Origin of the sequence: Mucilaginibacter metallidurans, from assembly GCF_003286435.2 — a bacterium.
GTDB lineage: Bacteria > Bacteroidota > Bacteroidia > Sphingobacteriales > Sphingobacteriaceae > Mucilaginibacter > Mucilaginibacter gossypii.
The window spans coordinates 4,797,389-4,817,431 of the sequence record NZ_CP043449.1; the positions used below are offsets into that span (position 1 = coordinate 4,797,389).

Here is a 20,043-nt window from a genome sequence, read left to right on the forward strand (position 1 = left end):
ATTTATAAAAATGATACTATATTTATAAATCCTAATTTAGCTGATGAACCAAAACCCTGAACAGATAGCCCGCGATCATATTGATAAGCAATTGGAAGCTTGCGGCTGGATAGTGCAGGGTAAAAAACAAAGCAATATTAGTGCAGGCATTGGCGTAGCCATAAGGGAATACCAAACAGAAACCGGCCCTGCCGATTATATATTATTTGTAGATAAAAAACCAGTTGGCGTTATTGAAGCCAAACGCGAAGACGAAGGCTACAAACTGATTGTTGCAGAAGAGCAATCTGCCGAATACGCCCAGGCCAAACTTAAATACCTTAATAATGATCCCCTGCCTTTTGTTTACGAAAGCACAGGCGAACTAACCCGCTTTACCGATTATCGTGATCCGAAACCCCGGTCGAGGCCCGTGTTTACATTTCACCGTCCCGAAACTTTTCAGCAATGGATAAAAGAAGGCCGCACATTGCGCAGCCGTTTACATGATACGCCGACTTTGGAAACTGATGGCCTGCGCGATTGCCAGGTAACTGCCATTACCGGGGTTGAAAAATCATTTAAAGAAAACCGCCCCAGGGCACTGATACAAATGGCAACGGGTTCGGGTAAAACATTTACGGCGATATCATTTATTTACCGGCTGCTAAAATATGCTAAAGCCAAAAGGATTTTATTTTTGGTTGATACCAAAAACCTTGGCGAACAGGCCGAGCAAGAATTTAAGCGTTACCAACCACAGGACGATAACCGTTTATTTCCCGAGTTGTACGGTGTTACCCGCTTAAGCAGTTCGTTTATCCCCAACGATAGCCAGGTTTACATCAGTACCATACAGCGCCTATACTCCATTTTAAAAGGAAGCGAACTGGATGAGCGCGACGAAGAACAAAACCCCAATGAAAAAAAATGGGTTACTAAAGAACCATTACCTGTGGTTTACAATCAGAAAACGCCGATGGAGTTTTTTGATTTTGTAGTTATTGACGAATGCCACCGCAGTATTTATAACCTTTGGAAACAGGTGTTGGATTACTTTGATGCTTTTCAAATAGGTTTAACTGCTACACCCGATAACCGCACCTTTGGCTATTTTAACCAAAACCTGGTTTGCGATTATGGGTATCAAAAAGCAGTGGAAGATGGTGTACTGGTGCCATACAATGTATTTGAAATTGTAACCAAAATTACGCAGCAGGGCTCAAAAATTGAACTTGGCGAATATATTGGCAGGCGCGAAAAGCTTACCCGCAAACAATTTTGGAATACACTTGATGAGGATGTAGAGTATAGCGCCAAACAGCTGGACGATAAGGTAGTGAACCCGAACCAGCTTAGGTTAATTATTAAAGCAGTAAAAGAACAATTGCCGGTGATGTTTCCCGACAGAATTACCCCGGCTACTGCAACTATACCCGAAAGCTTCGAGGTACCCAAAATGCTCATATTTGCCAAAAGTGATAGCCATGCCGATGATATTATCAATATAGTACGCGAGGAGTTTGCCGAGGAAAATAAGTTTTGCAAAAAAATAACCTACCGGAGCGAGGAAGATCCGAAAAGCATTTTGCAGCAATTCCGCAACAGTTATTATCCACGGGTAGCCGTTACTGTTGATATGATTGCAACCGGTACCGACATTCGCCCGCTGGAAGTTTTACTGTTTATGCGCGATGTAAAAAGCAAAAGCTATTACGAGCAGATGAAAGGTCGTGGTACACGTACCTGTAGTATTGAAGAATTAAAATTAACCGGTACACCGGCAGCCAAATTCACTAAAGATCACTTTGTAATTATAGATGCCATTGGCGTTGAAAAAAGCCAAAAAACCGATAGCCGCCCTTTGGAGAAAAAGCCGGGTTTATCACTTAAAGAAGTGATTGAAAGTGTACACATGGGCAATACCGACGAGGATATGTTGACCACGCTGGCTAACCGCCTCATCCGTTTGGATAAACTGATTAACGAAAAAGAAAAAACTGCTTTCGCCGAAAAAGCAGAAGGCCAAACTATTACTCACGTAGTTAAACAATTGCTTAATGCGCATGATGCCGACACATTAGATAATATACGTCGCGAAATTGACAGGCAAATGCCCGGCGCTGCTCCTGCCGATAAAGAGGCGGCTTTTAACATACAGCATAACGCATTGATCGAACAAGCCACACAGGTATTTAACAGTTTTGAACTCCGTAACTATATAATTGATATCCGGAAACAATACGACCAGGTTATTGACCACATTAATCCCGACGAGCTATTAAATATAGGTTGGGTAAAAGACAATACCGCCATTGCCGAAGGCCTGGTGCAGGATTTCAAAACATGGATAGCAGATAATAAAACCGAAATAACTGCTCTGCAATTATTTTACGGACAGCCTTATCAAAGGCGAACGCTAACCTATAAAATGATCAGAGATTTAGCTGAGACAATAAAGGTTAGCAAACCGCTATTAGCGCCATTGAATATATGGCGAGCCTATGCCCAACTGGAAAAAGTAAATGACCAGCCAAAAAATGAATTAATAGCTTTAGTTTCGCTACTCCGTAAAATAAGCGGGATTGATGAAAAATTAACCACCTATGATAAAATGGTTGATATTAACTTTCAGCAATGGGTGTTTAGTAAACAGGCCGGTGCGGCAGCAAAATTTAATGACGAGCAGATGCAATGGCTGCGCATGATTAAGGATTACATTGCATCCAGCTTTCATGTAGAGCAGGATGATTTTGAACTCGATCCGTTCAACAAGCAAGGAGGGCTTGGCAAAATGTGGCAACTGTTTGGTAATAGCACCGGCGAAATAATTAATGAATTGAACGAAGTATTAGCGGCATAATGGATAAGAATATGGAATTGCCGGAAGGATGGAAATGTGTCAAATTAGGTAACGTTTGCAAAAAGATTATAGGAGGCGGAACTCCATCTACAAAGAATAATGAATATTGGGGTGGTAACATTCCCTGGATATCTAGTGCAGATATTCAAGGATTGAAAGAAATAGTCCCAAGAAAAATGATTACGCTAAAGGGGTTAGAAAATTCAACAACCAATATTTTACCAAAAGGAGGAATAATTGTAGTTACAAGAGTAGGTCTTGGTAAAATTGCTATTACGCCATACGATATCGCCTTTAGTCAAGATAACCAAGGTTTAGTTCTTGATGAAAATTTAATTGATCAAGCTTATGCATTAATTTGTTTGTCAAGAGCAGTTCAGTCGTTCAAACATCAAAGCAGGGGAACTACAATAAATGGGGTAACTAAAAAGCAATTAGTAGAGTTAGAAATTCCTTTGCCATCTATTAGAGAACAGATCCAAATCGTCCAAAAAATAGAAGAGCTTTTTAGCGAACTTGATAAAGGTATTGAAAATTTAAAAACAGCACAGGAGCAACTAAAGGTTTACAGGCAGGCTGTTTTAAAATGGGCTTTTGAGGGAAAGCTGACAAATGAAAATGTAAAGGATGGGGAGTTGCCAGAGGGGTGGGAGTGGAAGAAATTAAAAGACATATCCGATAATATTCAATACGGTTATACGGAATCATCTTCTCTAAATTTAATTGGGCCTAAATTTCTCAGAATTACAGATATTCAAGATGGAAAGGTTAACTGGAAAAATGTACCCTATTGTAAGATTAAAGAAGGTGAAAAAAATAAGTACTTACTAAAAGATGGAGATTTAGTTTTTGCGAGAACAGGTGCTACAGTCGGTAAAAGTTATTTAATAAAAGGAGATATTCCAGAGGCTGTATTTGCGTCATACTTGATTAGGGTGAGAGTTAGCAAACAGATAAATGAACGTTATTTGTCAGCGTTTTTCAATTCAAGTATCTATTGGTCTCAGATCACGGAGGGACAAGTGGGTATAGGTCAACCGAATGTGAATGGTACTAAATTAGGCAACTTAAAAGTACCTCTGGCTCCTATCTCAAAACAAGAATCAATTGTTCAAGAAATCGAAAGCCGCCTAAGCGTTTGTGATAAAATAGAAGAAACCATAACCAGCAGTTTACAACAAGCCGAAGCTTTACGGCAAAGCATTTTAAAAAAGGCTTTTGGGGGCAAGCTGGTAAAAGAGGATGAACAGACATTGCAGCCGCAATTGATAGGTGAATTGTAGACAAACTGCTTAATTACTCGTTATATTTGAACAAGAAGGTTTGTAAATGGATAATATAAAAATCAAGTCGTTAGGCCCCATTAAAGAAGCCGATATTAATTTCGGCGATCTTACCTTGTTTGTAGGCCCGCAGGCAAGCGGTAAAAGCATTTTACTGCAGTTGATTAAATTGCTGATTGATAAAAAAACTATTCGCCGTACCATTGAGCAATACGGGTTTGTATGGGGCAATAACCAACAGGAAATATTAGACAGGTATTTTGGCGAAGGTATGGCTGGTATATGGACTAAAAATACCCGGGTTGCTTTTGATAAAAAAGATTTTTTAGCCGAAAGCCTTAAACCCAAAACTAAATTAAGCAAAACTGCTAAAGACGAATTATTTTATATTCCTGCTCAACGTGTGGTTTGTTTACAAAACGGATGGCCCCGTTTTTTTAGCGAATATGATGATTCGGTACCTTACATTTTACGCGATTTTAGCGAAACCTTGCGGCAATTTTTAGAAAGCGGTATAAATAAAAGTGAAGAATCCATATTTCCGCAACCGCAACGAATCAAGCAACCGCTTATTGATTCCATTAACAACAGTATTTTTCATAATGGAAAAATAGTAATAGATAAAACCAATAAGAAAAGGTTAAAATTAAATATTGGCAATACCAGTATACCTTTTATGGCCTGGAGTGCCGGTCAAAAAGAGTTTATGCCCTTATTGCTCAGCTTTTATTATTTGTCGCCGGTACTAAAAACCAATAAAGACGGAATTAAATACGTAATAATTGAAGAACCGGAAATGGGGCTTCATCCGGAAGCGATAAAAACAGTGCTATTACAGATCCTCGACCTGCTTTCAAGAAATTATAAGGTTATCGTATCAACGCATTCGCCGGTTTTGCTCGAGTTTGCATGGGCATTTAATATATTAAAAGAAGCCGGTGCCGATAAACAAGCACTTTACGATCTTTTCGATGTAAAAAAATCCATCCAGTTGAACCGGCTTTTTAAAGATCAGCTTGAGCTAAAGAAAATAAACACCTACTATTTCGACCGGACTAAAGACGATGTAACAATAAGAGATATTTCCAGTTTAGACGCCGGAAGTGAGGAGGTGGCAATTGCCGAGTGGGGAGGCCTTTCTTCTTTCAGTTCAAAAGCAAACGATATTGTTTCAACAATAGCTGCTAATAATGGCTAAAATTGCTGTCAAAACTTACAAAGAGGCTGTTGAAGCAACTCCTGATGTTAAAAATTGTTTCCAGGCAGGTCTATCTGGATTAGGTACAAATAGTACGAAAGTAAATGCCGTTAACACACGTTTGTTCAACGGAAGTGTTAATATTGATTTATGTACCGCTACCAAATATGCAAACGAAAATCGCTGGGATTACAGCTTTGGTTATAATGATAAAGCTTACTTTATTGAAGTGCATCCTGCCAATACAAGCGAGGTTGATGTGGTTATAAAAAAACTGCAATGGCTAAAAAACTGGCTAAGCTCTCAAGCACCCGAATTAAATAAAATTAAGGCTCAAACTCCCTATTATTGGATCCAGTCTGGAAAAGGAGCAATATTACCCGGATCAAATCAGGCAAGAAAGGTAGCGCAAGCCGGAATAAAACCGATGCCCAGCCTTAGATTATCTTAAATTAAAAACAATGACTTCATCCGCAATCATATCCAAAGTTTGGTCGTTCTGTAATACTCTTCGCGATGATGGGGTTAGCTATGGCGACTACCTGGAACAACTTACCTACCTGCTATTTTTAAAAATGGCCGATGAGTATAGTAAACCACCCTATAACCGAAAACTAACCATCCCCGATCAATATAAATGGGATAGCCTAACCGAAAAGCGCGGTGCCGAACTGGAGTTACACTACTCGGTACTGCTGCGCGAGCTGGCGCAGCAAAAAGGGGTGTTAGGACAAATTTTCACCAAAAGCCAAAATAAAATACAGGACCCGGCAAAGCTGTACAAGCTGATTGACATGATTGACCGGGAAAATTGGATTATGATGGGTACCGATGTAAAAGGCGATATTTACGAGGGGCTGCTCGAAAAAAATGCCGAAGATACCAAAAGCGGCGCGGGCCAGTACTTTACCCCGAGGGCTTTAATAGCCGCTATGGTAGCCTGCATACGCCCCGAACCCAACAAAACTATCGCCGACCCGGCCTGCGGCACCGGCGGTTTCTTTTTGGCAGCTTATGATTTTATTGCCGATAGCGCAAATTACACGCTGGATAAAGAGCAAAAGGAGTTTTTAAAATACCAAACCTTTTTTGGTAATGAAATAGTAGCCAGTACCCGCCGCCTGGCTTTAATGAACCTGTTTTTGCATAACATAGGCGATATTGACAGTGATAACAACATTTCGCCCGCCGATGCGCTTATTTCACAAAGCAAGGATACTTATGATTATGTACTGGCCAACCCGCCCTTTGGCAAAAAAAGCAGCCAAACCTTTACCAACGAAGAAGGTGAGCAGGAAAAAGAAGATCTTACTTATAACCGTCAGGACTTTTTTGCAACGACAAGCAATAAGCAGTTAAACTTTATACAGCATATTCGTACCATGCTCAAAACTACAGGTATGGCTGCCGTTGTACTACCGGATAACGTTTTATTTGAAGGTGGTGCCGGTGAGTTGGTGCGTAAAAAGCTTTTGGAGACAACAGATTTGCATACCATACTCCGTTTGCCCACAGGTATATTTTACGCCAATGGCGTTAAAGCCAATGTAGTTTTCTTTGATGCAAAACCCTCGGCAAAAGAGCCATGGACAAAAGAAATATGGTACTATGATTATCGTACCAACATACATCATACATTAAAAAAGAATCCGCTTAAATTAAGTGACCTGCAAGATTTTATTGACTGCTATCAAGCAAGCAATCGCCACAAGCGCGTAGAAACATTCCACCCTGAGTCAAACCCTGATGGACGTTGGAGAAAATACAGCTATGATGAAATTATAGCACGTGATAAAACCAGTTTAGATATAACCTGGTTAAAAGATAAATCACTGGCCGATTTAGATAATCTCCCCGATCCCGACGAATTAGCGTTAGACATATTAGAAAACCTCGAGGCAGGTCTGGAAAATTTCAGATCAATTATTAAACAACTACAATAAAATAAAAGGTCAGCCAATCCGGTTGGCCTTTTTTAATGCCTTAAATTGTTTGACGCTCATTCCCCCTTCAGCATCCTGTTCACACTCCCCACACTCATCCCGAGCCGCTCCGCCACCTGCCGCTGGCTTAAACCTTCATCGCTTAATTTTTTAGCCTCCCGGTGCATTCGTTCGCGTTCCTGCCGGGAGGCATCGCGCAGGTGGTTTTTCTCGCAGTCATTGCCTGTAAAAACAAACTTTAAAAAGCCTTTATGCCGTTCCAGTTGGGCAAGGCATATATTGTCGGCACCATAAGTTTCGGCGGTGCTGCGCTGCTTAATCTGCTTTAAATACCGCTGGCCGGGTATGGAGTGGCTTTCGCCCATGGCAAAGGCACTATCGCAGAAATTGATGAGCATTTTACTCCCCTGCAAATCATTGCGGCTCAGCGGCAGCCGCGGGTTGCGCTTAGGCGTATGGGCCAATACCAGGATACTCACACCATGGCGGGTTTTAAGCTTTTTCAGTTCCTTCATCAGCAGCAGGGCAGCCCCGGCGCTCTCGGTTCCGTTGCGCAGGCAGGTAATATTATCAATGATGAGCACCCGGGCATCGGTACGCTTAATGCCCCGCGTTAAAGCCTCAATCACATACCTGTCCAGCTTTTGATAATGCGAGCTTGCACGGTTAAACTGGTTGTATTCGCCGCGGTAAAACTCGGTGGCAAACTGGTAACGGTTTTGGCCGTCGGTATAGCGTTGTTCAAACTGCTTGCCGGTAAGTTCAAAATCAATATACAACACCGGCGAGGCCTCGGCTCCAAGCGTAAAGGGAGCAATGGGTTCGCCCCGGGTAATGCTGTCGGCCAGCTGCACAGCTAACAGGCTTTTGCCCATATTGGTATCGGCAAACAGGATGCACAGCTCGCCCTCCAGCCAGAAGTTACCAAACAGCATTTGGGGAGTTTCGTGTTCGGTTTCCATGGCCATCCACTCATTGGCCGGGTAAATATCAAACAGCTCAATCACAGCATCCGGGTCGGAGATCATAACCTCCCCCTTTCGCCCAAGCTTAGCCGCCGCTTCCCGCACCTCATTTTGAATCATTTGAATAACCAGGGGTTTTTCTGCAGTATGGTCCATAATTTGTCGCGCCCCCTGTCCGGCCGCTCAAAAGCCCGAAACATCCATCGTTATTTGCCGCCAACCTGCCGGCAATCATGAAAGGCACTCAAATTTACCCACTAAAAAGCCCCCCAATGGTGACAGCATTTTGTCAGTGTTCAATTTTTAAAAACCGGGTGTTCAACGTTCAAAAACCAATTTACATAAACAACTGATTATCAAATACAAGTTGTTCAAATCCCGATTTTGAACAGATTTGTCAATTTATAAAACACTGATTATCAGGCGTTCAATTTTACGATAAAACACCAGGTGTTTACACTTTCAAAAATTGAACAGTACAATACAGGTAAGTGCCAATGCTCCGAAACCACCATTGCCCCACGACCGGACACCTCAACAAACAAAAAAGGCCCGCCAAACCCTGGCAGACCTTTTAAATTCTTCTACAAAGCCGATCACTATTCCCTGCTCTTCTTCTTAGCAGGTTCAACATATTTTTCGCCAAGGGCTTCAAGCGCGGCGATGAGTTTTTTGCGTTCTACGGCATTATCGGGCACGGTAGCCAGCTTCTCACGGCGGGCTTCCTCCACCTTGCGGATCTTCTCGTCAAAAGCCCTGTTGATCTTATCAAGCTCGGGCGTGGTATCCAGTTTTGCTATTTCTGCTTTAATTTGGGCTGCTAATTTTTCAAATTCCATGGGGCTATTTTTGGAAGCGCAAACATAAAAAAATGATTGTAAGTTATTATTACCACAATAAAAAGTATGTGTGTTAACGCGTATTTTTTTGCGGGGCTGAAGCGCGCTATGGAGAATATGACAGGCCTATGAAAAGGCCAATAACGCAAAAAAAAAAGCCTTAGTTATTAGCTAAGGCTTTTGCGATGTAGCACCATTAAAGGTGATAAAGGGTGGCACCGACCTACTCTCCCACGTTTTACCGCAGTACCATCGGCTCTGGCGGGCTTGACTTCTCTGTTCGGAATGGGAAGAGGTAGACACCGCCGATATAGGCACCTGAATTTCTTAAGTTAGTGGTTGATTATGTGAGTGGTTAAGTGGTTCTTGTCTGATTGTTTGTATGATGTGCAGCATTACAACTACTCACCCAATCAACCGCTCACCATTCACTACCATTAACATGACATATTATTGAAAGAAGTCATTGAATGTAGAGAAAACAACAGCGTGTTGTTTATCTGTTTGTTTTGTTTCGGATGAGTGATCAATTTCGTTTGCAGTCTTGCAACTACTCTCTCAATCAACCACTCACCTTAATCCTTCACACGAAGAAAGCTTCGGGCAATTAGTATTACTCGGCTATGATGTCACCACCTTTATACCTGTAACCTATCAACGTAGTAGTCTCCTACGACCCTCAATGGAAGTCTCATCTTGTGGCTAGTTTCGCACTTAGATGCTTTCAGCGCTTATCTATTCCCAACGTAGCTACTCTGCAGTACACCTGGCGGCATAACAGATTCACCAGAGGTTAGTCCAACCCGGTCCTCTCGTACTAAGGTCAGCCCCACTCAAACTTCCTACGCCCACAACAGATAGGGACCGAACTGTCTCGCGACGTTCTGAACCCAGCTCGCGTGCCACTTTAATGAGCGAACAGCTCAACCCTTGGGACCTTCTCCAGCCCCAGGATGTGACGAGCCGACATCGAGGTGCCAAACCTCCCCGTCGATATGAGCTCTTGGGGGAGATCAGCCTGTTATCCCCAGCGTACCTTTTATCCTTTGAGCGATGGCCCTTCCATGCAGAACCACCGGATCACTATATCCGTCTTTCGACCCAGCTCGACTTGTCTGTCTCACTGTCAAGCAAGCTTTTGCTATTGCACTCCACGTACGGTTACCAAGCGTACTGAGCTTACCTTTGAAAGCCTCCGTTACCTTTTTGGAGGCGACCACCCCAGTCAAACTACCCGCCAAACAATGTTCTCCTCTTTGAAGAGTTAGACACCAAATACAGAAAGGGTGGTATTTCAACGTTGACTAACCGACTCCTGGCGAAGCCGGATCACAGTCTCCCACCTATCCTACACATCCTGTATCCGATATCAATGTTAAGCTATAGTGAAGGTGCATGGGGTCTTTCCGTCCCGTTGCGGGTAACCGGCGTCTTCACCGATACCACAATTTCACCGAGCTCATGGCTGAGACAGCGCCCAGATCGTTACACCATTCGTGCAGGTCGGAACTTACCCGACAAGGAATTTCGCTACCTTAGGACCGTTATAGTTACGGCCGCCGTTTACTGGGGCTTCGATTCAATGCTTCGCCTTGCGACTAACATCCCCTCTTAACCTTCCAGCACCGGGCAGGTGTCAGGCCATATACGTCATCTTGCGATTTTGCATAGCCATGTGTTTTTGTTAAACAGTCGCCTGGGCCTTTTCACTGCGGCTGACATTGCTGCCAGCGCCCCTTCTCCCGAAGTTACAGGGCCATTTTGCCGAGTTCCTTAGCCATGATTCACTCGAGCACCTTAGGATTCTCTCCTCGACTACCTGTGTCGGTTTACGGTACGGGTTTTTATTACCTGAAGCTTAGCGGGTTTTCTTGGAAGTCTGATTACCTGAACTATCACATCCCCCGAAGGTTCTGTGTACTATCAGCTTTCAGCATAATCTGCGTACTTAACTACAGTTTATTTACCTACAGCCTTTAACGAACTATTCCGTCAGTTCGCGTCAGTGTCACTACTCCGTCACCGCATCGCAGTAATAAAAAGTACTGGAATATTAACCAGTTGTCCATCGGCTACGCCTGTCGGCTTCACCTTAGGCCCCGACTAACCCTGATCCGATTAGCGTTGATCAGGAAACCTTAGTCTTTCGGTGGGCGGGTTTCTCTCCCGCCTTATCGTTACTTATGCCTACATTTGCTTTTCTATTCCCTCCACAGTCAGTTACCTTCCTGCTTCTCCGACAAATAGAATGCTCCCCTACCAGTCACATTACTGTGAATCCATAGCTTCGGTATACTGCTTGATGCCCGTTTATTATCCATGCCCGATCGCTCGACTAGTGAGCTGTTACGCACTCTTTAAATGAATGGCTGCTTCCAAGCCAACATCCTAGCTGTCTGTGCAATCGGACCTCGTTAGTTCAACTTAGCAATAATTTAGGGACCTTAGCTGATGGTCTGGGTTCTTTCCCTCTCGGCCATGGACCTTAGCACCCATAGCCTCACTCCAGCGTATATTATAAAGCATTCGGAGTTTATCTGGATTTGGTAGGATTTGACTCCCCCGCACCCAATTAGTAGCTCTACCTCTTTATAACTCAACCGCCAGGCTGTTCCTAAAAACATTTCGGGGAGTACGAGCTATTTCCCAGTTTGATTAGCCTTTCACCCCTACCCACAAGTCATCCGGAAACTTTTCAACGTTTATCGGTTCGGTCCTCCAGTACCTGTTACGGCACCTTCAACCTGCCCATGGGTAGATCACAAGGTTTCGCGTCTACCTCCCCTGACTATACGCCCTTTTCAGACTCGCTTTCGCTTCGGATCCGTGTCTTAAACACTTAACCTTGCCAGGGAAGAGTAACTCGTAGGCTCATTATGCAAAAGGCACGCCGTCACCCGTTTCCAGGCTCCGACCGCTTGTAAGTACACGGTTTCAGGTTCTATTTCACTCCCCTGTTCGGGGTTCTTTTCACCTTTCCCTCACGGTACTGGTTCACTATCGGTCTCTCAGGAGTATTTAGCCTTACCGGATGGTGCCGGCAAATTCCCACAAGGCGTCTCCGACCTCGCGGTACTCAGGATACCACTATCCTATTATCTATTACCCGTACGCAGCTCTCATGCTCTATGGCCGGGTTTCCCACCCCGTTCCGGTTCTATTTAATATTCATGTTGTGGTCCTACAACCCCTGCTATGCCGTAACATAACAGGTTTGGGCTTCTTCCATTTCGCTCGCCACTACTCTGGAAATCACTATTGTTTTCTCTTCCTCTGCTTACTTAGATGTTTCAGTTCGGCAGGTTAGCGCATTTATGCAGTTATTCTTCAAATAACTAGGTTTCCCCATTCGGAAATCTGCGGATTAATTCATATTTGCTAATCCCGCAGCTTATCGCAGCTTATCACGTCCTTCTTCGCCTCTGAGAGCCAAGGCATCCCCCGTGTACCCTTTCTTACTTTCTTCTACTCTTGCGCCTTTTGCGCCGCAAGGTATGTCTTTATGTTAGATCAGTCGTATTTGTTCATTAGTTCATTGGTTCATTAGTATTGCTACTTATTTACCTTTGAAGCTCTTGATCAAGTACAACGTCTCTATCTGTTGTTTTCTCTTGTTTTCAATTACTTCTTCCAATATGTCAAAGAACGTTAGTTTTCATCTGTAGCGTAACCTATATTATAGTTACTGTAGAATACTTGGTGGAGAATAACGGATTCGAACCGTTGACCCCCTGCGTGCAAGGCAGGTGCTCTAGCCAGCTGAGCTAATCCCCCGTTGATGAATGATCAGAGATCGATGATCAGTGATTAGTTCCCTAACCTCTTATCTCTAACCTCCTTTCGCCTTAATAGTAGTCCCGAGCAGATTTGAACTGCTGACCCCTACATTATCAGTGTAGTGCTCTAACCAAGCTGAGCTACAGGACTATTTGTTTTTAGTTGCAGTTATCAGTTGCAGTTTGCAGGACTTTTCTGCCTACTGCTGCTGCCACTGCTTACTGCCACTTGTCCTGTGCTTACTTGCGTTTGCACATTCCACAGATGGCTTCATCTTCTGGGTTTCCTTTTGTCTTTTTGTTTGTGTTTTAAGAAATATCATGTAGCGAACAGTTCCGAGTCTATCAGAGATCCTGCTCCAGAAAGGAGGTATTCCAGCCACACCTTCCGGTACGGCTACCTTGTTACGACTTAGCCCCAGTTACCGACTTTACCCTAGGACGCTCCTTGCGGTTACGCACTTCAGGCACTTCCAGCTTCCATGGCTTGACGGGCGGTGTGTACAAGGCCCGGGAACGTATTCACCGCGTCATTGCTGATACGCGATTACTAGCGAATCCAACTTCACGGGGTCGAGTTGCAGACCCCGATCCGAACTGTGAATGGCTTTAAGAGATTGGCATCCTGTTGCCAGGTAGCTGCCCTCTGTACCATCCATTGTAGCACGTGTGTAGCCCCGGACGTAAGGGCCATGATGACTTGACGTCGTCCCCTCCTTCCTCTCTATTTGCATAGGCAGTCTGTTTAGAGTCCCCACCTTAAATGCTGGCAACTAAACATAGGGGTTGCGCTCGTTGCGGGACTTAACCCAACACCTCACGGCACGAGCTGACGACAGCCATGCAGCACCTAGTTTCGTGTTCCGAAGAACTGTGACGTCTCTGTCACATTCACTAACTTTCAAGCCCGGGTAAGGTTCCTCGCGTATCATCGAATTAAACCACATGCTCCTCCGCTTGTGCGGGCCCCGTCAATTCCTTTGAGTTTCACCCTTGCGGGCGTACTCCCCAGGTGGAACACTTAACGCTTTCGCTTAGACGCTGACCGTATATCGCCAACATCGAGTGTTCATCGTTTAGGGCGTGGACTACCAGGGTATCTAATCCTGTTTGATCCCACGCTTTCGTGCCTCAGCGTCAATCATACTTTAGTAAGCTGCCTTCGCAATTGGTGTTCTGTGACATATCTATGCATTTCACCGCTACTTGTCACATTCCGCCTACCTCAAGTACATTCAAGCTCTTCAGTATCAAGGGCACTGCGATAGTTGAGCTACCGTCTTTCACCCCTGACTTAAAAAGCCGCCTACGCACCCTTTAAACCCAATAAATCCGGATAACGCTTGGATCCTCCGTATTACCGCGGCTGCTGGCACGGAGTTAGCCGATCCTTATTCTCAAGGTACATTCAACTTCTTACACGTAAGAAGGTTTATTCCCCTGCAAAAGCAGTTTACAACCCGTAGGGCCGTCTTCCTGCACGCGGCATGGCTGGTTCAGACTTCCGTCCATTGACCAATATTCCTTACTGCTGCCTCCCGTAGGAGTCTGGTCCGTGTCTCAGTACCAGTGTGGGGGTCATCCTCTCAGATCCCCTAAACATCGTCGCCTTGGTATGCCGTTACCACACCAACTAGCTAATGTTGCGCATGCCCATCTTAGTCCTATAAATATTTGATATTAAAGCGATGCCACTTCAATATGTTATGCGGTCTTAATCTCTCTTTCGAGAGGCTATCCCCTGACTAAGGTAGGTTACATACGTGTTACGCACCCGTGCGCCACTCTCATTAGGAGCAAGCTCCCAAATCCCGTCCGACTTGCATGTATTAGGCCTGCCGCTAGCGTTCATCCTGAGCCAGGATCAAACTCTCCATTGTAAAATGTTTTGTTTAACCACTGACCCTATTATTAATTAATAGAATCTGTATTATATATCTTTATACAGTCTCTCTTCTTTTTTGTAACTCTTCAGCTCAGTTTAACCTTGGTTAGACCTTGCCTCCCGTTACGCTACATGATTTCCATTTCTTAAAAGAACTTTTTCGCTTCATCATCCGAATCAGCTATTATGTCGTCGCAATTTTCATCGCTTAACTTGTCAGTTTGTTTCCCCGAAAATCGCTTTCGGCTCTTTTGAACTACTCATTAACTATTGTTAACTTTCTTCCTTCTTTTATTGACTGAAATCGCTCAGCCTCAACTTCTTTCGCTCTCTCAAGCTCCCTTCCGTTTGGGTCTGCAAAGGTAGAAAACCTTTTCTTATTTCCAAAACTTTTTTATTTTTTATTTTTCAAAGTTTCAGACCCGCTTCACTCTCTTCTTTTCCTCTTTTGCGGGCTGCAAAGGTGTGGATTTTTTTTGATTCCCACAAAAAGATTTTAATCTTTTTTTCCTTTACTTTTCTATCCTTTTCAATGTACTAACCCCGCTCAACTCGCTTCCTCGTTTGCGGGCTGCAAAGGTACACCCTTTTACGCCTTCTCCAAATTATTTCTACCTATTTTCCTTAATATCTTCTTAACATACTATACATCAGATAGAAAAAGTTTATACTCTCGTTTAAAAACTTTACTACGCTCTTTATTTCTACTCCCAGCCGCTTACAAACTATCGTTTACCATTTGTTTATACTATATACAATAAGCCACTCCGAGCCAAAAACAACTCTAATACGTATACCCTATCTTTCTATTATTACATAGTGCAACGCTTTTATACTAATAATACACGCTCAAACTATGGATACACTGACATTGGAGCTCCTTTACTATATATACATTATTAGTTTGGGTTAGACGGGAAGTAAATATTAACGAAAGCGCGTTACTAATGTAGTATCCACGTTATGGATTGAAGCGGATACCGGCCAATGAGCGTAATGCCCGCAGGTGTATGAGCCCGCCGCAGGCAACGCCCAAATCTTATTTAATAGTAAAGCTGAAATCAAGCAACATTCACTACCACCAGCATGATGCTTAACCAAACTGCAGTTGTATGCCGCCGGCACACCAAAATATTTTTTCCGCTGCAACCCTTTTGCACCGCTGGTGCAGCCGGCCGATTCTTTAATTTATATACTTTTATTTTCTGTTATTTACTAAAGCTGGCCGTATCATCATCCAATGTCATCATCAAATTACTTAGAGAGATTTATAAGTAAAACCTTTTGTTCTGTATATGGCCCGCTGTCGCCACTTAACATTATTGAAACACGAAGCACTCGCAATCAATCTCACTGAATACATCATTAACATCGTCCAGACCGTATGGCTCTCCACTTTAATGAACTTTCAAAAACCGACCTTCATCATATAAGAAACAACCATTTTAATCCTATTAGTTTAGCAAGCACACCACATCAAAACCCGCAATCGTTAAAAGATGTTAAATACGCTTTATATATAGGCATCGAGCCAATACCTCGTTATATATTAGCGGCTAAATAAAAATTGATTGATTTATATTATTAACTATCTTTGCAGAATGTTTAAAAAGCAACTAACGTTATTAGCCAGTGTTTTAGCTATCGTAATTATTACGCTTGGCAGTTGTAAAAGCAAATACGAAAAGTTAAAAGCCAGTAACGATTACGCCAAAAAATACCAGGAAGCTATTAAGTACTATAACAAAAAAGACTATAACAAGGCTTTAGGGTTATTTGAGGTGCTGGTTGAACGTTACCGTGGCCGTGAAGGTGCTGAGGATCTTTTTTACTATTACGCCTTTACTTACTACAAACAAAAAGACTATACATCGGCCAGGTATCACTTTAAAACATTCGCCGATACCTATCCTTCAAGCCCAAGGGCTGAGGAATGCCGCTTTTTCTCTGCTTATTGCTACTACCTTGATTCGCCGATATATTCGCTTGACCAGGATAATACGTTAAAAGCTATCGACGCTTTGCAGTTGTTTATTAACCTTTATCCCAAAAGCGACCGTGTAGCCGAGGCCAGCAAGCTGATCCAGAACCTGCGTGATAAACTGGAAACCAAAGCTTATGCCAACGCGAAACTTTATTTAACTATCAGCGATTATCAATCGGCAGTGATTGCTTTCAACAATGCACTGCGCGACTATCCTGATACCAAATACGGCGAGGAAATGGAATACCTTATTGTTAAAGCGCAATATCAGTATGCTTACCATAGCTTTGAAACCAAACAGGAAGACCGTTTTAACCAGGCTATAGCTTATGCCGATCAGTTTGCCGAAAAATATCCTAACAGCAAATACCTGCACGAAACTCAGGCATATGTAAAAGACAGCCAGCAGGGCATAAAACAGGCGCAGCGTTTAATTGCCGAAGCAATGAGCAATGAAAAAACCGCAAAGAAACTTTTAAAGAAAGATACTGTAACAACAACATCGCCATCTGAAAAAAATCAGCCGCAAAAAATACCATATTAATTAAGATATATTAAAGAGTTTAAATTAAGATATGACAGCTAACAACAGTAATAAACCAGCAGCAGCCAGCAGCACTGTAACCCGCGATTTACGCGAGCTGGATACCAAAACAGAGAACATCTATGAGTCGCTTGTGATTATGTCGAAAAGGGCAAACCAGATCTCGAACAACATTAAAGAAGAGCTTCACCAGAAACTTTCTGAATTTGCATCATCAAATGATAACCTGGAAGAAGTATTTGAAAACCGTGAGCAAATTGAAATTTCAAAATACTACGAAAAATTACCTAAACCGTCATTAGTTGCCGTTCAGGAATTTTTAGATGGTAAAGTATACTACCGTAACCCAACTAAAGAAGTTTAGTCTCCCGGCTCCTAAAAAAGCAGCTTCGGAAATTTATTTATATCGTGAAAAACTCCCCTATCGGGAGTTTTTTCTATTTTAGCCTATATTTATCCTTTCGCCTATTGGCGAATCTGAGCTTATGCTTAAAGACAAAAACATTGTTTTAGGAGTTTGCGGCAGTATTGCAGCCTACAAATCGGCACTGCTGGTTAGGCTGCTGGTTAAAGCCGGCGCTAACGTTAAAGTGGTGATGACTGCCGATGCCACTAACTTTATTACACCGCTTACACTATCAACGCTTTCAAAAAACCCGGCGCTGGTTGATTATTTTAAGGCCGATACCGGCGAATGGAACAACCATGTTGAACTTGGGCTTTGGGCCGATATGATGGTTATTGCCCCCGCCACGGCCAACACCCTTGCTAAAATGGCTAACGGCCTTTGCGATAACCTGCTTAGCGCGGTATATCTTTCGGCCAAGTGCCCGGTTTATTTTGCTCCGGCTATGGATCTGGATATGTGGCTGCACCCGGCTACCCGCCAAAACGTAAGCAGGCTGCAATCATTTGATAACATCATGGTTGCGCCCGGTAACGGCGAACTTGCCAGCGGTCTGCATGGTGAAGGCCGGATGGCCGAACCTGAAGAAATTGTTGATTTTCTGGAAGCTGAATCAAAAAAAAAACTCCGTTTAGCCGGTCATAAAATACTGGTAACCGCCGGGCCAACTTACGAGGCTATAGACCCTGTACGGTTTATCGGCAACCATTCGTCGGGCAAAATGGGGTTTGCTATCGCAGATGAACTGGCCTTGATGGGGGCCGATGTTACTTTAGTGACCGGGCCTACTGCGCAAATCAGCAAGCAGCAAAATATAAAACGGGTTAATGTTATTTCGGCGGCACAAATGTTAGAGGCCTGCTTAACCGCTTATGGCAATGCGAAGGCTTGCATTATGAGCGCTGCCGTTGCCGATTATACCCCGGCTGATGTAGCAACTCAAAAGATCAAAAAAAAAGACGACGATCTCAGTATCGAACTGAAGAAAACCACCGATATATTAAAAACCCTTGGCGAGGCCAAACGGGAAGGACAAATTTTGGTTGGTTTTGCTTTAGAGACCAACGACGAGGAAATGAACGCGATAACCAAGCTGCAAAAGAAAAACCTTGACTTTATTGTACTAAATTCGCTTAATGACGCGGGTGCCGGTTTTGCAGGCGATACCAATAAGATAACCATTATTGATCGTGAGCTTAAGAAAACTACCTTCGAGCTGAAAAGCAAGGAAGCAGTAGCCCGCGATATTTGCAATAAAGTTGCCCAACTGATAAACGGATGAAAAGACTGCTGCTTTATACTTTACTGATGTTTCTTTGCTGCCGGACTGTAGCCCAGGACCTGAATGCACGTATACAAGTGTTATCGCCCAAGATACAGGTTGCGAATAAGCGCGTTTTTCAAACGTTGGAAACTGCCATGAAGGATTTCCTTAACGGCCGCAAATGGAGTGCTGATCCAATTTTGCCGCAGGAGAGAATAGATTGCAATTTTGTGCTGAACATTACCAACTGGGATGGCAGCAGTAATTTTACCGGCGAACTGCAGGTACAATCGTCCCGACCGGTTTATGGCACATCCTATACCTCTACCCTATTAAATCTTAATGATAAAGATATTAGCTTTAGTTATACCGAGGGCCAGACTATTGATTATACCGATCAAAATTTTCAGGGAAATTTAAGTTCGATCATGGCTTTTTATGCCAACATTATTATCGGTCTTGATTATGACACGTTTTCAAAATTTGGCGGCACGCCATATTTTTTAGCTGCACAGACCATCGTAACCAATGCGCAAACATCATCATACGGTGGCTGGAAAGCGTTTGATGGCAATGTAAACCGTTACTGGTTATCCGAAAACCTGAATAATAAACTATATAATCCGCTGCGCAGCTTTTTGTATGATTATCACCGCAACGGCCTCGATCTGATGGCCGATAATGTGAGCAAAGGCCGTAAAGCTATTGATGCCCTGCTACCTTTACTACAGCAAATAGACCGGCAACGTGTGGGCGCGATGCTTCCGCTTATATTTTACACAGCAAAAAGTGATGAACTGGTTTCCATTTACAGCAAGGCCGATAACCAGGAACGGTTAACTGCCATGAACCTATTTTTAAAGCTCGACCCTGCGAATGGGAATAAATATCAAACGTTGCAGAAATAATCCTTACTGTTAGTTTGAAAACAAATAAAGAAGTTGAGGAACGGCAAAGTAACCCCTGTTTACAAGAGCAGGCTTTTTAGTTTGGCTTATTGATAATTACAATTTGTAAGTTGACGATTATTAAGGTATTCTATTTCGATCAGTTTTATAACATGGGCGTTGCCTGCGGCCCAGGCTGTACGTTACAAGTGCTCGCGTTCCCCATT

Annotated in this window: 11 protein-coding genes, 2 tRNA genes and 3 rRNA genes; 9 read left to right on the forward strand and 7 right to left on the reverse strand. The window is 43.3% G+C overall.

The genetic code is table 11. From position 1 onward, the window contains the following. The first annotated feature begins 43 nt into the window (after positions 1-43). The 5 genes from DIU38_RS20245 to DIU38_RS20265 are packed head-to-tail and all read left to right on the forward strand — an operon-like array spanning position 44 to position 7,266. The gene (locus tag DIU38_RS20245; protein WP_208057750.1) at positions 44-2,842 is read left to right on the forward strand and encodes a type I restriction endonuclease subunit R; all 2,799 of its coding nucleotides are present in this window, start codon (positions 44-46) and stop codon (positions 2,840-2,842) included. Next, the gene (locus DIU38_RS20250; RefSeq protein ID WP_112659054.1) at positions 2,842-4,125 is read left to right on the forward strand and encodes a restriction endonuclease subunit S; all 1,284 of its coding nucleotides are present in this window, start codon (positions 2,842-2,844) and stop codon (positions 4,123-4,125) included. The genes DIU38_RS20245 and DIU38_RS20250 overlap by 1 nt, the downstream gene beginning before the upstream one ends. A gap of 46 nt (positions 4,126-4,171) precedes the next feature. Then, the gene (locus tag DIU38_RS20255) at positions 4,172-5,323 is read left to right on the forward strand and encodes an AAA family ATPase (RefSeq protein ID WP_112659056.1); all 1,152 of its coding nucleotides are present in this window, start codon (positions 4,172-4,174) and stop codon (positions 5,321-5,323) included. Then, positions 5,316-5,774, forward strand: a complete 459-nt coding sequence (locus DIU38_RS20260; RefSeq protein ID WP_112659058.1) for a hypothetical protein — start codon at positions 5,316-5,318, stop codon at positions 5,772-5,774. Before DIU38_RS20255 ends, DIU38_RS20260 begins: the two co-directional genes overlap by 8 nt. Before the next feature lie 10 nt (positions 5,775-5,784). Further along, positions 5,785-7,266 (forward strand): class I SAM-dependent DNA methyltransferase, encoded by a 1,482-nt coding sequence (locus DIU38_RS20265; protein WP_112659060.1) that lies wholly within the window; start codon positions 5,785-5,787, stop codon positions 7,264-7,266. Between the two features lie 56 nt (positions 7,267-7,322). On the opposite strand, the gene DIU38_RS20270 is transcribed toward DIU38_RS20265, so the two are convergent. The 7 genes from DIU38_RS20270 to DIU38_RS20300 all read right to left on the reverse strand — a co-directional run bounded on the left by DIU38_RS20270 (position 7,323) and on the right by DIU38_RS20300 (position 14,726). Continuing rightward, positions 7,323-8,387 carry an AAA family ATPase gene (locus tag DIU38_RS20270; protein WP_112659062.1) on the reverse strand — a complete coding sequence of 355 codons (1,065 nt, stop codon included), beginning with the start codon at positions 8,385-8,387 and terminating at the stop codon, positions 7,323-7,325. Between the two features lie 443 nt (positions 8,388-8,830). Beyond that, entirely contained in the window at positions 8,831-9,070 is a 240-nt protein-coding gene (locus DIU38_RS20275) for a hypothetical protein (RefSeq protein ID WP_090535008.1), read from the reverse strand. 210 nt (positions 9,071-9,280) lie between these two features. Next, a 5S ribosomal RNA gene (rrf, locus tag DIU38_RS20280) occupies positions 9,281-9,392 on the reverse strand. Between the two features lie 265 nt (positions 9,393-9,657). After that, positions 9,658-12,536, reverse strand: a 23S ribosomal RNA gene (locus DIU38_RS20285). 231 nt (positions 12,537-12,767) lie between these two features. Then, positions 12,768-12,844: transfer RNA gene (locus tag DIU38_RS20290), tRNA-Ala, on the reverse strand. A 78-nt stretch (positions 12,845-12,922) separates the two neighbouring features. Continuing rightward, a tRNA-Ile gene (locus DIU38_RS20295) sits at positions 12,923-12,997 on the reverse strand. A gap of 212 nt (positions 12,998-13,209) precedes the next feature. Continuing rightward, positions 13,210-14,726: ribosomal RNA gene (locus DIU38_RS20300) — 16S ribosomal RNA — on the reverse strand. The 16S, 23S and 5S rRNA genes sit together here with 2 tRNA genes alongside, the layout of an rRNA operon. Before the next feature lie 1,606 nt (positions 14,727-16,332). Here DIU38_RS20300 and DIU38_RS20305 point away from each other — a divergent pair. The 4 genes from DIU38_RS20305 (at position 16,333) to porD (ending at position 19,837) form a co-directional block, all read left to right on the forward strand. Then, positions 16,333-17,259: an outer membrane protein assembly factor BamD gene (locus DIU38_RS20305; RefSeq protein WP_090529732.1), complete on the forward strand. Its 927-nt coding sequence runs from the start codon at positions 16,333-16,335 to the stop codon at positions 17,257-17,259. A 31-nt stretch (positions 17,260-17,290) separates the two neighbouring features. Continuing rightward, complete coding sequence (locus tag DIU38_RS20310; protein ID WP_090529735.1) at positions 17,291-17,623, forward strand: DNA-directed RNA polymerase subunit omega; 333 nt, start codon at positions 17,291-17,293, stop codon at positions 17,621-17,623. A gap of 121 nt (positions 17,624-17,744) precedes the next feature. Then, complete coding sequence (gene coaBC / locus DIU38_RS20315) at positions 17,745-18,947, forward strand: bifunctional phosphopantothenoylcysteine decarboxylase/phosphopantothenate--cysteine ligase CoaBC (RefSeq protein ID WP_112653320.1); 1,203 nt, start codon at positions 17,745-17,747, stop codon at positions 18,945-18,947. Further along, the gene (porD, locus tag DIU38_RS20320; protein ID WP_091173673.1) at positions 18,944-19,837 is read left to right on the forward strand and encodes a type IX secretion system protein PorD; all 894 of its coding nucleotides are present in this window, start codon (positions 18,944-18,946) and stop codon (positions 19,835-19,837) included. Before coaBC ends, porD begins: the two co-directional genes overlap by 4 nt. The last annotated feature ends 206 nt before the right edge of the window (positions 19,838-20,043 follow it).

What these genes read in the sequence shown, in the direction of transcription:
- DIU38_RS20245 (WP_208057750.1), top strand. Translation starts at nt 44, where the DNA reads ATGAACCAAAACCCTGAACAGATAGCCCGCGATCATATTGATAAGCAA.
- DIU38_RS20250 (WP_112659054.1), top strand. Translation starts at nt 2,842, where the DNA reads ATGGATAAGAATATGGAATTGCCGGAAGGATGGAAATGTGTCAAATTA.
- DIU38_RS20255 (WP_112659056.1), top strand. Translation starts at nt 4,172, where the DNA reads ATGGATAATATAAAAATCAAGTCGTTAGGCCCCATTAAAGAAGCCGAT.
- DIU38_RS20260 (WP_112659058.1), top strand. Translation starts at nt 5,316, where the DNA reads ATGGCTAAAATTGCTGTCAAAACTTACAAAGAGGCTGTTGAAGCAACT.
- DIU38_RS20265 (WP_112659060.1), top strand. Translation starts at nt 5,785, where the DNA reads ATGACTTCATCCGCAATCATATCCAAAGTTTGGTCGTTCTGTAATACT.
- DIU38_RS20270 (WP_112659062.1), bottom strand. Translation starts at nt 8,387, where the DNA reads ATGGACCATACTGCAGAAAAACCCCTGGTTATTCAAATGATTCAAAAT.
- DIU38_RS20275 (WP_090535008.1), bottom strand. Translation starts at nt 9,070, where the DNA reads ATGGAATTTGAAAAATTAGCAGCCCAAATTAAAGCAGAAATAGCAAAA.
- DIU38_RS20305 (WP_090529732.1), top strand. Translation starts at nt 16,333, where the DNA reads ATGTTTAAAAAGCAACTAACGTTATTAGCCAGTGTTTTAGCTATCGTA.
- DIU38_RS20310 (WP_090529735.1), top strand. Translation starts at nt 17,291, where the DNA reads ATGACAGCTAACAACAGTAATAAACCAGCAGCAGCCAGCAGCACTGTA.
- coaBC (WP_112653320.1), top strand. Translation starts at nt 17,745, where the DNA reads ATGCTTAAAGACAAAAACATTGTTTTAGGAGTTTGCGGCAGTATTGCA.
- porD (WP_091173673.1), top strand. Translation starts at nt 18,944, where the DNA reads ATGAAAAGACTGCTGCTTTATACTTTACTGATGTTTCTTTGCTGCCGG.